Below are 14,294 nucleotides of genomic sequence, written 5' to 3'. Positions count from 1 at the left end.
GACATCGGCCGCCCGCAGGTCGGCCACCACCGGCAGGCCGAGCCGGTCCGCCAGCGCGCCGGCGTCGCCAATCTGCACCGTCAGTCGGGCCTCGGGCCTGTGCAGCACCGTTTGCCCATGAAATCCCACGAGGTCAACGCCGGCCCGGTCGATGGCATGCCGGTCGAGAAAGTTTTCGACCGCTTCCGCATGCAGGGCCGTGAGGCGCCGCTCCGCTTCGGCTAGCGGTTGCGGCCGCGCGGCGCGGTCGGTGAGTACCGTGGCGGCGGCCAAGGCCGCGCGCAGGAGGGCGCGATCGGCCTCTGCATAAGGAAAGCCATCGCTCGGGCCGAAGCGCAACGCCGCCTCGCCGTCGGTGTCCAGCAAAGCGACGTCGATGCCGTCCATCGAGGTGCCGCTCATCAGCCCGATCGCGCGCATGCCGTGCCCCCCGCCGCGGCGCCCTCGGTTGCCAGGGGGCGACCGACCCCCTAAGCACCAGCCGAGCCGGACGCATCCTCGCCGGTCGAGCTTAACACAGTGCTGCCGTGCCGCGCCCCGGGGTGCGTGGCGGCGGCCCGGAACCCTTAAGCGATGTCCGACACGCCCAAGCCGCAATCCGACTTCCTGCGCCTGATGACCGAGCGCGGCTACCTGCACCAGGCATCCGACCTCGCCGGCATCGACGCGCTGGCGCTGAAGGGCGAGCTGACCACCTATGTGGGCTACGACTGCACGGCGCCGTCGTTCCACGTCGGCAATCTCCTGTCGATCATGATGCTGCATTGGCTGCAGCAGACCGGCAACAAGCCCGTGGTGCTGATGGGCGGCGGCACCACCCAGGTCGGCGACCCCTCCGGCAAGGACCAAAGCCGGCAGATGTTGACGCTCGACGGCATCGAAGCCAACAAGGCCAGCCTGAAGCGAACCTTTGCGCGACTGCTGCGCTTCGGCGACGGCGCCACGGACGCCACCATGGTGGACAATGCCGACTGGCTGACGCGGCTCAACTACATCGCCTTCCTGCGCGACGTCGGCCGGCATTTCTCGGTCAACCGCATGTTGTCGATGGACAGCGTCAAGCTCAGGCTTGAGCGCGAGCACGAATTGTCGTTCCTCGAATTCAACTACATGTGTCTGCAGGCCTATGACTTCGTCGAGCTGAACCGCCGGCATGGCATGCGCATGCAGATGGGCGGCTCCGACCAATGGGGCAACATCGTCACCGGCATCGACCTCGGCCGCCGGATGGGGACGCCGCAACTCTACGCCCTGACGTGTCCGCTGATCACCACAGCGTCCGGCGCCAAGATGGGCAAGTCGGCGCAGGGCGCCATGTGGCTGAACGCCGATATGAAGTCGCCCTACGACTATTGGCAGTTCTGGCGCAACACCGAGGACGCCGATGTCGGGCGGTTCCTCAAACTCTACACGCTGCTCGGGCTCGACGAGGTGGCGCGGCTGGCGGCGCTCGGGGGCGCCGAGATCAACGAGGCCAAGAAGGTGCTGGCCACCGAGGCGACCGCGCTGATGCATGGCCGCGAGGAGGCCGACCGGGCCGCCGCGACGGCCCAGCAGACCTTTGTCGAGGGCGTGACCGCGGCCGACCTGCCGAGCGTCACCGTGCCGGCGCCGGAATGGGAGGCGGGTCTCGGCGTGCTGGCCGCCTTTGTGCGGGCCGGCCTCGTGGCCTCGACCGGCGAAGCGCGCCGCCAGATCAAGGGGGGCGGCCTCAGGATCAACGACATGCCGCTGACCGATGATCGCCGCGTGCTGACCGAGGCCGACCGGGTAGCCGATGGCGCCGTCAAATTGTCGCTCGGCCGCAAGAAGCACGTCCTCGTCAAGGTCGATTGACCTCCCACCCTTGTCGGAGCCGCCCATGGATTTCGCGATTCCGTCCTCGGTGCTGGTCACGGGCGCCGCAGGCAATCTCGGCCGCAAGCTGGTTTCGGCGCTGCTGCAGGCACCTTGGTGCCGCCGGGTCGTCGGGCTCGACCTCGCGGCCGTGCCCGAGTCCTCCGCCGACGACCGCCTGAGTTTCGTCACCGGCGACCTGACCGACCCTGCCGGATCCTGGGTCGAGGCCCTCGTGGGTCTCGATGCCGTGGTGCATCTGGCGGCCGAGAACCCGGACGTCGACGCGACATGGCTCCAGGCGGCGCGGTCCTTCGACATGACCGCCAATCTGGGGCTCGCGGCGGCTCGGCACGGCGTGCGGCGGTTCGTCTTCGCTTCCTCGAACCACGTCATGGGCGGCTACAAGGATGCGCCGCTCGCCGATCGGCTTCGCCCCAGTGGTCTCACCGCCACATTGCCGCCTGCGCCGGGCACGCGATGGCACGACGGCACGCGCCAGCAGGACTCGACCGCTTACGCGACGGCAAAGCTGATGGGGGAGCGCTTTTGTGCCGCGATGGCGGCGGGATCGGGCGGCAGCCTGACGAGCGTCGCGCTGCGCATCGGCTGGGCCCAGCCCGGCGACAACCGGCCTGACACGATCAGCCACGCCGGCTCGGTGATCGGCGGCTTGCCTGAGGCTGACACCCCGGAGGCACGGCGCGATCTGCGCTGGTTTCGCGGCATGTGGCTCTCGAACCCGGATCTCGCGGCGCTGGCGCTGGCAGCGGTTTCGGCCGACCCGTCCGCCTGGCCACAGCCCGGCATCGTGGTGAATGGCGTATCGAATAACCGGGATACGGATTGGGATCTCGCCAGCGGCGCGCGCCTGATCGGCTACCGGCCCGGAAGCGATCTCTTCGCCGAACTCAACCTGTAATTCCAACCTTCATCGGTCGTACCCTCTCGACGACCCTCATTCCGGGGCGACGCAGCCGAACCCGGAACCGGTGTGCTCCGGCCCGCGACGCCGAGGCTCTCCGGTTCCGGGTCTGCGCTGCGCTTGCCCGGAATGAAGGACCCGTCGTCGTCAACGCAGCTTGGTATGAGGCGCTGCTTTCAGGCGCCGGCCGCCATCCAGCGTTGCAGGTCGTCCCCGGCCCGCGCCGTGAAGGCGCGCTTCTTGGCCATCGCCTTTTCGGGGCCGCGCAGCCGCTTGCCGTCCGTCGCCTTAGGGGCGGCCTCGAGCGGCGGGAACAGGCCGAAATTGACGTTCATCGGCTGGAACGAGGGCGGGCCCGCATCCACCACCGCGATATGTCCGCCGGTGATGTGGTTCAGCAGGGCGCCGAGCGCCGTCGTGACGGGCGGCATGGCGAAGTCGCGACCGAGACGCTCGGCAGCGGCGAGCCGGCCAGCCACGAGTCCGATGGCGGCGCTTTCCACATAGCCTTCACAGCCGGTGATCTGCCCGGCGAAGCGCAGGCGCGGCATGGCTTTCAGGCGGAGCCGCGTGTCGAGCACGCGGGGCGAGTTCAGGAACGTGTTGCGGTGCAGGCCGCCGAGCCGGGCGAATTCGGCCTTTTCGAGGCCGGGGATGGTGCGGAACACCCGAACCTGGTCGGCATGCTTCAGCTTCGTCTGGAAGCCGACCATGTTGTAGAGGGTGCCGAGCGCATTGTCCTGGCGGAGCTGGATGATGCCATAGGGCTTGACGGTGGGGTTATGCGGGTTGGTGAGGCCGACGGGCTTCATCGGCCCGAACCGCAGCGTCTCGGCCCCCCGCTCGGCCATCACCTCGATGGGCAGGCAGCCGTTGAAATAGGGCGTGCCCTCCCATTGCTTGAAGCTCGTCGTGTCGCCGGCCCGCAACGCTTCGATGAAGGCGAAATAGCCGTCGCGGTCGAGCGGGCAATTGATGTAGTCGGCCCCCGTGCCGCCCGGTCCGGCCTTGTCGTAGCGCGACTGGAACCACGCCTTACCCATGTCGATCGAGTCGCGGTAGACGATGGGCGCGATGGCGTCGAAGAAGGCGAGCTCCTGCTCGCCCGTCAGGGTGCCGACCGCCGCCGCGAGGGCCGGGGATGTGAGGGGGCCGGTGGCGACGATCACCAGGTCCCAATCGGCTGGCGGCAGCCCGGCCACCTCGTTGCGGTCGATCGTGACGAGCGGGTGGGCTTCGAGCGTGGCGGTGACGGCCTGCGAAAAGCCGTCGCGGTCGACCGCGAGCGCGCCGCCGGCCGGCACCTGATGCTTGTCGGCCGCCGCCATGATGAGCGACGACAGGGTCCGCATTTCGCGATGGATCAAGCCGACCGCATTCGTATCGGCATCGTCGGAGCGGAACGAATTGGAGCAGACCAGCTCGGCGAAGCCATCCGTATGATGCGCTTCGGTGGGCCGAACGGGTCGCATCTCGTGCAACACCACCGGGACACCGGCTTCGGCGATCTGAAAGGCGGCCTCGCTGCCGGCCAGGCCGGCACCGATGACGTGAACGGGGGGAAGGGTGCTCATCGGAGGCTTCTAGCAGGCCCTCCGTGACCCTCAAACGGCAAAACGCCCACCGTGGGAGGACGGCGGGCGTTTGTTGAGGCCACAGGGCCAGAACCCTGCCGCCACTCAAAATGAATGGGTGGCTTAGCTCTGGAGGCTCTGGCGAGCCACCGTGCTGATGTCGGCGCGGCCGATGCCAAGATCGCTCAACTCGCGATCCGACAGGCGGGACAGTTCGCGAACCGAGTCGCGGAACCGGCGCCAGGTCACGTACTTCAGGGTCAGGGTCTTGAACATGGGATGTTGTCCTTGCATCGGCGGGTCACCCTGTCGGGCTTGCCCGCAACCATCGGGTTGATGCAGTGCAATATACAGACGCTCAGCACCTTGAGAATTGCTCAATCATCCCAGTCAGCCATGCGTTCATCGCATGGTCCGGCGCGACACTTCGTTAAGAGTTTCGCGATAGCGGGCATTTCGGGCCTGTCGAGGCCAATTTCCGGTGTCCCGTGCGCGCATACCGCATGTGTCAACCGCATGACGCAACGCTTCAGAGGACGCCGGATTTCGCCCCCAGGGTGGTCCTGCAGGCGACAGGCTCGCCCTATTCGGCCGCCCTTTGCAGGGGCCTGCGGTCCAGCACCTCGCGCAGGAAGCGTCCTGTGTGGCTTTCCGGGTTCTGGGCGATCTCTTCCGGGCTTCCGGTCGCCACCACCCGGCCGCCGCCGTCGCCGCCCTCCGGACCCATGTCGATCACATAGTCGGCCGTCTTGATGACCTCGAGGTTGTGCTCGATCACCACCACGGTATTGCCCTGGTCGACCAACTCGTGCAGCACCTCGAGCAGCTTTGCGACATCGTGGAAATGCAGGCCGGTGGTGGGCTCGTCCAGGATGTAGAGAGTACGGCCCGTCGAGCGGCGCGACAGTTCCTTCGACAGCTTGACGCGCTGCGCTTCGCCGCCCGACAGCGTGTTGGCCTGCTGGCCGACCCGGATGTAACCGAGCCCCACCCGCGCCAGCGTGTCCATCTTGTCTCGGATGGAGGGCACCGGGCGGAACAAGGTCGCGGCTTCCTCGACCGACATGTCGAGCACGTCGGCGATCGAGCGGTCGCGATATTTCACTTCGAGCGTTTCGCGCCCGTAGCGCTTGCCCTTGCAGACGTCGCAGGTGACGTAGATGTCGGGCAAGAAGTGCATCTCGATCTTGATGACGCCGTCCCCCTGGCACGCTTCGCAGCGGCCGCCCTTGACGTTGAACGAGAAGCGTCCGGGCTGGTAGCCGCGGGCCTTCGACTCGGGCAGGCCCGCGAACCAGTCGCGGATGGGCGTGAAGGCGCCCGTATAGGTGGCGGGGTTCGAGCGCGGCGTCCGGCCGATCGGCGACTGGTCGATGTCGATCACCTTGTCGAGGTGTTCGAGACCGATCAGGTCGGTGAAAGCCGCCGGATGCTCGATGGCGCCGTTGAGCCTGCGGGCCACGGCCTTGTAGAGGGTGTCGACCACAAGGGTCGACTTGCCGCCGCCCGACACGCCGGTGACGCAGGTGAAGGTGCCGAGCGGGATGTCGACCGACACATCCTTCAGGTTGTTGCCGCGAGCGCCGACGATCTGCAGGTGTTCACCCCCCTTGGGCGAGCGGCGATGGCGCGGCACCCCGACCATGCGGACACCCGTGAGGTATTGTCCGGTCATCGAATTGGGGTCGGCCATGATCTCGGCCGGCGTGCCGACCGAAACGATCTCGCCGCCATGGATGCCGGCCCCCGGCCCGACATCCACCACATAGTCGGCGGCCCGGATGGCATCCTCGTCGTGTTCCACCACAATGACGCTGTTGCCGAGGCCCCGCAGCCGCCGCAGGGTGTCGAGCAGGCGCTCGTTGTCGCGCTGGTGCAGGCCGATGGAGGGCTCGTCCAGCACGTAGAGCACGCCCGTCAGCCCCGAGCCGATTTGTGATGCCAGCCGGATGCGCTGGCTTTCGCCGCCCGACAGCGTGCCGGCGGCGCGCGACAGGGTGAGGTAGTCGAGCCCCACGTCGAGCAGGAACGACAGGCGGTCGCGGATTTCCTTCAGGATGCGGGCCGCGATTTCGTTGCGCTTGGCGTCGAGCCGCTCCGGCAGCCCCTCGAACCAGACCTTGGCCTTGCGGATCGACAGGTCCGACACCGCCGCGATGGTTTCCCGGTCGATCTTCACGGCGAGAGCCTCGGGCTTCAGCCGGGCGCCGCCGCAGGCGACGCAGGGCGTGGCGCCCATGAAGCGCGAGATCTCCTCGCGGGCGAACTCGCTTTCGGTTTCCTTGAAGCGGCGTTCGAGGTTGCGCACCACGCCCTCGAAGGGTTTCGTCACCCCATAGGCACGCGCCCCATCATTATAGGTGAAGGTCACCTCGGTCTTGCCGGTGCCGAACAGCACCGCCTGCCGCATCTCCTCGGGCAGCGCGTCCCACTTGGTGTCCATCTTGCACTTGAAGTGCTTGGCCAAGGCTTCGAGGGTCTGGCCGTAATAGGGCGATGTCGACTTGGCCCAGGGCGCCACGACGCCGCGCTTCAGCGTGAGCTTCGGATCGGGGATCACCCGTTCCGGGTCGACCGTCATCTGCGACCCAAGGCCGGCGCAGGTTGGGCAGGCCCCGAACGGGTTGTTGAAGGAGAACAGCCGCGGCTCGATCTCGGGGATCGTGAAGCCGGAAACCGGACAAGCGAATTTCGACGAGAACGTGAGAACAGGGCCGTAACCCTCGATCGCCTCGGCAAATTCCACCTCGGCGATGCCATCCGCCAGGTCGAGTGCCGTTTCGAAACTCTCCGCCAGGCGGGTGGCGATGTCGGGCCGCACCACGAGGCGGTCCACCACCACGGCAATGTCGTGCTTCAGCTTCTTGTCGAGCGCCGGAACGTCGTCGATGTCGTGAAATTCGCCATCGATCTTTAGGCGTTGGAAGCCTTTCTTCTGAAACTCGGCGATCTCCTTGCGGTATTCGCCCTTGCGGCCCCGCACCACGGGCGCCAGCAGGTAGAGGCGCGTGCGGTCGGGCAGGGCCAGAACCCGGTCCACCATCTGGCTCACGGTCTGGCTTTCGATCGGCAGGCCGGTCGCGGGCGAATAGGGAATGCCGACGCGCGCCCACAGGAGGCGCATGTAGTCGTGGATCTCCGTCACGGTGCCAACGGTCGAGCGCGGGTTCTTGGAGGTGGTCTTCTGCTCGATCGAGATGGCGGGCGACAGGCCGTCGATCTGGTCGACATCGGGCTTGCCCATCATCTCGAGGAATTGCCGGGCATAGGCCGACAGCGACTCGACATAGCGCCGCTGCCCTTCGGCATAGATGGTGTCGAAAGCGAGCGACGACTTGCCCGAACCCGACAGCCCGGTGAACACCACCAGCTTGTCGCGCGGGATCGTCAGGTCGACGTTCTTCAGATTGTGCTCGCGTGCCCCACGGATGGTGATGGCACGGCCCTCGAACAATTGCTCCACCTGTCCAGCCGTCACGGCCGCGACGGCTTTCGACGCGGGCGGCTTCGGGGCGGCAATCTTCTGGCGAGGCGGCATCGGCAAGGGACCGGAACGAGGGGCGTGACCCCCATGTAAGTCGCAGGAAGCCGCGCGTCAGCAGGCAGGCGCGACTCAGGCCTGCGATGATTGTGCGCCAGGCTAGAACGAAGCAGGAACGCAAGCAATGCCGGGATATCCCGCACGTCCTTGCGAGCGAAGCGAAGCATACCAGAACCGCGGCGCCGCGGGCTGTGCCGCAACGACGGCGACGCCTCGCGATGACGCGTCGGTCCAGGCCCGCCATCCTGTGGTTGGGGACAAGCCGGGAAGAGTTGCAGCGGCCCGGATCGGATTAAGCTAGGATACCGGTAATTGAGAGGACCTGAGCCATGGCGGGAAGCGTCAACAAGGTAATCCTGATCGGCAATCTCGGCGCCGATCCGGAAGTGCGTCGCATGACGTCGGGCGATGCGGTGGTGAACCTCCGCCTCGCCACCACCGAAAGCTGGCGCGACAAGCAGTCGGGCGAGCGCAAGGACAAGACCGAATGGCACCGCGTGGTGATCTTCAACGAGAACCTCGCCAAGATCGCGGAGCAGTACCTGAAGAAGGGCTCCAAGGTTTATGTCGAGGGGCAGCTGCAGACGCGCAAATACACCGACAAGGACGGCGCTGAGAAGTACAACACCGAGATTGTCCTGCAACGCTATCGCGGTGAGCTCACGCTGATGGATAGCCGCGGTGCTGGCGGCGGCGGCGGCGGTGGCGACTACGGCGACGATGCCGGCTACGAGGGTGGATCGGGCGGCGGTGGCGGTGGCCGCAGCTTCGGCCGACCGTCCGGCGGCGGCGAAAGCCGGGGTGGCGAGAGCCGCGGAAGCGGCGGCGGCGGGCGCAGCAATCTGTCGGAAACGCTCGACGACGACATCCCGTTCTGAAAGCCGTTCAGGCGGGGTGGCCTTCACCTCGCCTGGATCGGTAACTCACCGCCGAGTCTCAGACGATGGTTTCGTCAGGCGCGGCCGCGCTGGCTTCGGGTCGGCTCGACGAGATGGCGGACGAACATGGAGATTTCCGACCGGCGAGACCGCGCGTCGGTCACCTGCTCGTCGAGGCCGAGCCGCCACGCCAAGTCGTGCCGGCCGGGGTCGCGGCCGAGGTCCTCGATGGCCGCCGCGTAGCCCTCCACGTCAGCCTCCGATCGCGCCAGCTTCTGATCGACGATCTCCTCGCCCTGACGCCGAAGCGCATCGGCGATCTCCTCGAGCGGCAGCTCGGGATGGTACTGCACGCCCCAGAACACGCCACCGTCATGGCGGATTTCGGCGGCCTGCACGGTGGTGACCCGGTTCGTGGCCAGCAGCGTGCTTCCGGGCGGCAAGGCCTCGACCTCGTCCGAGTGGAGCGACAAGGCGTCGAATACGTCGGGCCGCTCTGACAACAGGGGATGATCCTGTCCGGCCGCGGTGCGCAGGATGCGGCGGCCGATCCCGACCTCGTGGCCCCGCTTGTTCTGCCGGACCCGTCCCCCTGCGGCTGCCACTGCGATCTGCAAGCCGGCGCAGGAGCCGAAGCACGGCGTCGCGGAAGCGAAGACGGCCTGCATGAAGCTGAGCTGGCGCCGCACCGCCGGGCTTTCCTCATAAACATGCAGCGGAGAGCCGGCCAGGAACACCGCATCATAGCCCGCGAGATCCCGCGAAGGCTCACCGGCGGGACCGGCTTCGACCGTCTGCACCAGTTCGCACGCGGCGCCCGGCACCATGGCGCGCAACAGGTCGGCAAAGGATTCACCGCTGCTGCGGCCGGTGACCTGGCGCCGTTCTTGTCGCGCCTCGGCGGTCTCGCTTTCAGACACCAGAAATGCGGGCGGACGGCTCACGATGTTTGTTCCATAGCCAGCAACATGGGCCTCGATCCCGCCCCGGCCATCAACTGCGCCGAGTTGCCGCTGCAAAGGGGGCATCGGAATGACGCCGAGGACCGCAACACATGCGGCTTCGCTCGTTCCCTCCGGGACGGCCGCCATGGTGCGGGACCATAGGCCCGTGGTGCCATTCGGTCGCAAGTATGAGCGTTCGCCGCGACGCCATCTCGCGTGACATTCCGCTCTCAGGCTTCGTACACTCCGGTTTCGCGGCCCGTCGAAGCGACATCCATGCTGTGCTTCCTTCCTCCCGTCCCGCCGATGCGGCCGGAGCCCCGTCCTGAGCGCGAAACGCCCCAGGCCGCGCGGGCCGCCCAGGCCGTGATCCTGATCTTCGTGGTGTTGAACATCCTGTTCGTGATGACCGGCATGCTGCCGCTCCTGGCGAAGAACGATCCGCGCAAGCAAAACCCAGCCCTTCGACGTCCTGTGGCCTGCCTCGCCTGGAGTGATGCCAGCATGGCCGATTGTGCGGTGGCGCAGCATAGGAGCGGCCATGGCGATCAGCATTGACCCGACGCGACCTTTTGCGACAGGCGCGCCAGCCGGGCCGGCGCGTTGACGCCGCATGACACAGCAGCGCCAAGCCCAGAACGATCATTCGACCGTCGCCCAGCTCAAGGCTGACATCGATGCCGGCCGCACGGGCGACAAGGTCGCCAATGCGGATCCAGGGCTATCGCCGCTCGGCACCGACGACGAGGCGGCCGGCAATCCGGTGTCGCCCGATCGGATCGACATGGCGCGTCGTATCGAGACCCGGATCGGCGCCGCGGCAGGCCCGGCGGTGCGCGACACCACCAGCCCGAAAGGCGTCTCCATTGGTCTGATGGTCGGCGTCATCGTGGTGATCGCCATTGTGGTGGCGGCGGCCGTGTTCTTCCGGTGAGGCGTGGATGGCGCGCCTTCTGGCGCGTTGCGCTCGCCGGTTCGAGCGTCTTCCTCGCGCATGCCGTCCTTGCGCAGTCTCTGCCGCAGAGCCACGGGACTCCATACGGCTGCTGGTCGATGAGCGATCCGGTGGAGCGGCTCAGTTGCTTCGACATGGCGATTGGTCCGCCTGTGACGGCCGAATCCGGTTCGGATCCGAGCGACCGCCAAGTCTCGTCCGCCGTCGATGAGGCGAAACCGACGCCGCCGTCCCAATGAAGCGATCTCCAGCCCTGGTCGCCGCGCCCATGCCCCTAGGCCGGCTGGCGAAAAGGCGATAAAGCTCGTCCTTGGAATTCGAAGGGGTCAGGCTCGCGCGGCCGCCCGGCGCAGCCTGGAACGGATGAGTTTTGGCCGAGACTGACAACAAGCCGGAGGACGCGTCGGGCATCCGTCCCGTGTCCATCGCGGAGGAGATGAAGCGCTCCTACCTCGATTACGCCATGAGCGTGATCGTCAGCCGGGCGCTGCCGGATGTGCGCGACGGCTTGAAGCCCGTGCATCGGCGTATCTTTTTCTCGATGAACGAAAACGGCCACATGCCCGAAAAGGCGCATGTGAAGTCGGCCCGTATCGTCGGCGACGTGATGGGTAAGTACCATCCGCATGGCGACAGCGCGATCTACGATGCCTTGGTGCGGATGGCGCAAAGCTTCTCGATGCGCTTGCCGCTGATCGACGGGCAGGGCAACTTCGGCTCCATCGACGGCGACCCGCCGGCGGCCATGCGCTACACCGAATCGCGCCTCGCCAAGCCGGCGCTGGCGCTGCTCGCCGACATCGACGAGGACACGGTCGATTTCCAGCCGAACTACGACGGCAAGGAACACGAGCCGGTTGTTCTGCCGGCGCGCTTCCCGAATCTGCTGGTCAACGGCGCCGGCGGCATCGCGGTCGGCATGGCCACCAACATCCCGCCCCACAATCTCGGCGAGATCCTGGACGCCGCCATCGCGGTGCTGGAACAGCCCGACATCGACACCGAGGCGCTGATCGAGATCGTGCCCGGCCCGGATTTCCCAACCGGCGGCTCGATCATCGGGCGCAGTGGCATCCGTTCGGCCTATAACACCGGACGCGGCTCCATCCTGATGCGGGCCAAGGTCGAGGTGGAAACGCTGCGGCGCGAGCGCGAAGCGCTGATCGTCTCGGAGATCCCCTACCAGGTCAACAAGACCACTTTGATCGAGAAGATCGCCGAGATGGTGCGCGAAAAGCGCATCGAGGGCATCTCGGAATTGCGCGACGAATCCGATCGCGACGGCATGCGGATCGTCATCGAGCTGAAGCGCGATGCCGTGTCGGACGTGGTGCTGAACCAGCTCTGGCGCTTCACTCAGCTGCAGTCGAGCTTCGGCTGCAACATGATCGCGCTGAACGGCGGCCGGCCCGAGATGCTGACGCTGCGCGACATTCTAGTGGCCTTCGTGGATTTCCGCGAAACGGTGGTCACCCGGCGCACCAAGTTCCGCCTCACCAAGGCGCGCGACGCCGCCCACATCCAGGTCGGCCTCGCCATCGCGGTGGCCAATATCGACGAGGTGATCCGGCTGATCCGCACCGCGCCCGATACTGGCGCCGCGCGCGAATCGTTGATGGCACGGGCCTGGCCGGCACGCGACATGGCGCCTCTCATCCTGCTGATCGCCGACCCGCGCCATGCGCTTGGCGAGGACGGCACCTATCGTCTGTCGGAAGCGCAGGCGCGGGCCATCCTCGAGTTGCGGCTCGCCCGTTTGACGGCGCTCGGCCGCGACGAGATCGCCGAACAATTGAACAAACTGGCGGCCGAGATCGCCGACCTGCTCGACATCCTGAGCTCGCGCGTCCGCATCCACGACATCATCAAGGGCGAGTTGCTGGCGCTGAAGACCAGCTTCGCCACGCCACGCCGCACCGAGATCCTCGACAGCGTCGCCGACCTCGACGACGAGGACCTGATCCAGCGCGAGGACATGGTCGTCACCGTCAGCCACGGCGGCTACATCAAGCGGGTGCCGCTCTCGACCTACCGGGCGCAGCGGCGCGGCGGCAAGGGTCGCTCGGCCATGCAGACCCGCGACGAGGATTTCGTGGCCCGGCTGTTCGTGGCCTCGACCCACACGCCCGTGCTGTTCTTCTCGTCGCGGGGGCAGGCCTACAAGGAAAAGGTGTGGCGGCTGCCGCTCGCGGCCCCGCAGGCGCGCGGCAAGGCCCTGGTCAACCTGCTGCCGATCGAGCAGGGCGAGCGCATCACCACCATCATGCCGCTGCCCGAGGACGTCGACACCTGGGACAAGCTCGACGTGATGTTCGCGACGACACGCGGCACCGTGCGACGCAACAAGCTCTCGGACTTCGCCCAGGTGAACCGCTCCGGCAAGATCGCCATGAAGCTCGATGAGGGCGAAGGCATCGTCGACGTGCAGATCTGCTCGGAAAACGATGACGTGCTGCTGACCACCGCCATGGGGCAGTGCGTGCGGTTCGCCGTCACCGACGTGCGTGTGTTCAAGGGCCGCGACTCGATGGGCGTGCGCGGCATCGCGCTCGGCAAGGCCGATCAGGTGATCTCGCTCGCGATCCTGCGCCACACCGATGCGAGCCCGGGGGAACGCGCCGATTATTTCCGCCGTCGTCGGGCCATGGCGGGCGATGCCGCCGTCGAGGAAGGAGCCGCCGAGGCCGTGGCCGAGGAGGTTCCGGACGAGGAGACCGACTCCGTCACGATCACCACCGAACGCTATATCGAGATGGGCGCGGCCGAACAGACGATCCTGACGCTGTCCGAGAACGGCTACGGCAAGCGCACGTCGTCCTACGAGTACCGGGTGACGAACCGCGGCGGCAAGGGCTTCGCGGCCATGTCGGTGACCAAGCGCAACGGCAGCCTCATCGCGTCCTTCTCGGTCGAGGGGGGCGACGAGATCATGCTGGTGACGAATGGCGGCCAGCTGATCCGCTGCCCGGTCGACAGCATCCGCATCGCGGGCCGCAAGACGCAAGGCGTCATTGTGTTCAACACGCATGAATCCGAGCGCGTGGTGTCGGTCGAGCGCATCCCAGAGGTGTCGGACGGCTCGACCCCGGATGCGCCCGATGCCGACGAGGTGCCGCCGGAGCTGTGATGCGGATCGGCTTCTACCCGGGCTCGTTCGATCCTCTGACGAACGGGCACCTCGACATGATCGAGGCGGCCGCCGCGCTTTGCGACAAGCTGGTGGTGGGTATCGGCGTCCACCCCGGCAAGGCCCCGCTGTTCACCGCGGCCGAGCGCGCCGCGATGATCGTGGCCACCTGCGAGGCGCGGCTTGCAGACCGGGGATGTACCTTGGCGGTGACCACCTTCGATACGCTGGCGGTGAATGCTGCCGCGGCCTGCGGCGCCGCCCTGATGATCCGGGGCCTGCGGGACGGCACGGACCTCGACTACGAGCTGCAGCTCGCCGGCATGAACGGCGCCATGGCGCCTGCCATCCAGACCGTGCTGTTGCCGCCGACCGGCCGCACCCGGCATATCGCGGCCACCCTGGTGCGACAGATCGCAGCGCTCAGCGGCGACGTCACGGCCTTCGTGCCGGCCGTCGTGGCACAGGCCCTGGCCGCAAAGCTGGCTTGATAGGGGTGGACCATGGTTCGCGG

At 67.1% G+C, this 14,294-nt stretch carries 13 protein-coding genes; 8 read left to right on the top strand and 5 right to left on the bottom strand.

Annotated features, from left to right (window positions below):
- Positions 1 to 420 (bottom strand): anhydro-N-acetylmuramic acid kinase (locus P7D22_RS12465; protein WP_319934564.1); only part of this gene is annotated, 420 nt, incomplete at its 3' end.
- A 153-nt stretch (positions 421 to 573) separates the two neighbouring features.
- Between P7D22_RS12465 and tyrS the strand changes: the two genes are divergently transcribed.
- Positions 574 to 1,836 (top strand): tyrosine--tRNA ligase, encoded by a 1,263-nt coding sequence (gene tyrS / locus P7D22_RS12460; RefSeq protein ID WP_319934563.1) that lies wholly within the window; start codon positions 574 to 576, stop codon positions 1,834 to 1,836.
- Positions 1,837 to 1,861: 25 nt separating this feature from the next.
- The gene (locus P7D22_RS12455; RefSeq protein WP_319934562.1) at positions 1,862 to 2,758 is read left to right on the top strand and encodes an NAD-dependent epimerase/dehydratase family protein; all 897 of its coding nucleotides are present in this window, start codon (positions 1,862 to 1,864) and stop codon (positions 2,756 to 2,758) included.
- A 179-nt stretch (positions 2,759 to 2,937) separates the two neighbouring features.
- Here P7D22_RS12455 and trmFO read toward each other — a convergent pair whose 3' ends face one another.
- From trmFO to uvrA, 3 genes are all read right to left on the bottom strand, one after another.
- On the bottom strand, positions 2,938 to 4,335 hold the full coding sequence (gene trmFO / locus P7D22_RS12450; protein WP_319934561.1) for a methylenetetrahydrofolate--tRNA-(uracil(54)-C(5))-methyltransferase (FADH(2)-oxidizing) TrmFO: 1,398 nt from the start codon (positions 4,333 to 4,335) through the stop codon (positions 2,938 to 2,940).
- 123 nt (positions 4,336 to 4,458) lie between these two features.
- The gene (locus P7D22_RS12445) at positions 4,459 to 4,611 is read right to left on the bottom strand and encodes a DUF1127 domain-containing protein (RefSeq protein WP_319934560.1); all 153 of its coding nucleotides are present in this window, start codon (positions 4,609 to 4,611) and stop codon (positions 4,459 to 4,461) included.
- 307 nt (positions 4,612 to 4,918) lie between these two features.
- Positions 4,919 to 7,873: an excinuclease ABC subunit UvrA gene (uvrA, locus tag P7D22_RS12440; protein WP_319934559.1), complete on the bottom strand. Its 2,955-nt coding sequence runs from the start codon at positions 7,871 to 7,873 to the stop codon at positions 4,919 to 4,921.
- A gap of 332 nt (positions 7,874 to 8,205) precedes the next feature.
- Between uvrA and ssb the strand changes: the two genes are divergently transcribed.
- On the top strand, positions 8,206 to 8,754 hold the full coding sequence (ssb, locus tag P7D22_RS12435) for a single-stranded DNA-binding protein (RefSeq protein ID WP_319934558.1): 549 nt from the start codon (positions 8,206 to 8,208) through the stop codon (positions 8,752 to 8,754).
- A 74-nt stretch (positions 8,755 to 8,828) separates the two neighbouring features.
- On the opposite strand, the gene P7D22_RS12430 is transcribed toward ssb, so the two are convergent.
- Complete coding sequence (locus P7D22_RS12430; RefSeq protein WP_319934557.1) at positions 8,829 to 9,698, bottom strand: type 1 glutamine amidotransferase; 870 nt, start codon at positions 9,696 to 9,698, stop codon at positions 8,829 to 8,831.
- Positions 9,699 to 9,974: 276 nt separating this feature from the next.
- On the opposite strand from P7D22_RS12430, the gene P7D22_RS12425 reads away from it, so the two are divergent.
- The 5 genes from P7D22_RS12425 to coaD all read left to right on the top strand — a co-directional run bounded on the left by P7D22_RS12425 (position 9,975) and on the right by coaD (position 14,271).
- The gene (locus tag P7D22_RS12425) at positions 9,975 to 10,256 is read left to right on the top strand and encodes a hypothetical protein (protein WP_319934556.1); all 282 of its coding nucleotides are present in this window, start codon (positions 9,975 to 9,977) and stop codon (positions 10,254 to 10,256) included.
- A 55-nt stretch (positions 10,257 to 10,311) separates the two neighbouring features.
- On the top strand, positions 10,312 to 10,632 hold the full coding sequence (locus P7D22_RS12420) for a hypothetical protein (protein WP_319934555.1): 321 nt from the start codon (positions 10,312 to 10,314) through the stop codon (positions 10,630 to 10,632).
- A 119-nt stretch (positions 10,633 to 10,751) separates the two neighbouring features.
- Positions 10,752 to 10,892, top strand: coding sequence for a hypothetical protein (locus P7D22_RS12415; protein ID WP_319934554.1), 141 nt, complete (start codon positions 10,752 to 10,754; stop codon positions 10,890 to 10,892).
- A gap of 131 nt (positions 10,893 to 11,023) precedes the next feature.
- The gene (gene gyrA, locus P7D22_RS12410; RefSeq protein WP_319934553.1) at positions 11,024 to 13,780 is read left to right on the top strand and encodes a DNA gyrase subunit A; all 2,757 of its coding nucleotides are present in this window, start codon (positions 11,024 to 11,026) and stop codon (positions 13,778 to 13,780) included.
- Positions 13,777 to 14,271 carry a pantetheine-phosphate adenylyltransferase gene (gene coaD, locus P7D22_RS12405; RefSeq protein ID WP_319934552.1) on the top strand — a complete coding sequence of 165 codons (495 nt, stop codon included), beginning with the start codon at positions 13,777 to 13,779 and terminating at the stop codon, positions 14,269 to 14,271. The genes gyrA and coaD overlap by 4 nt, the downstream gene beginning before the upstream one ends.
- The last annotated feature ends 23 nt before the right edge of the window (positions 14,272 to 14,294 follow it).

Origin of the sequence: Lichenihabitans sp. Uapishka_5 (genome assembly GCF_033947565.1) — a bacterium.
In the GTDB taxonomy this organism is placed as follows: domain Bacteria; phylum Pseudomonadota; class Alphaproteobacteria; order Rhizobiales; family Beijerinckiaceae; genus Lichenihabitans.
The sequence above is the reverse complement of the archived record's forward strand: the minus strand, read 5'-3'. Positions and strand labels throughout refer to the sequence as shown.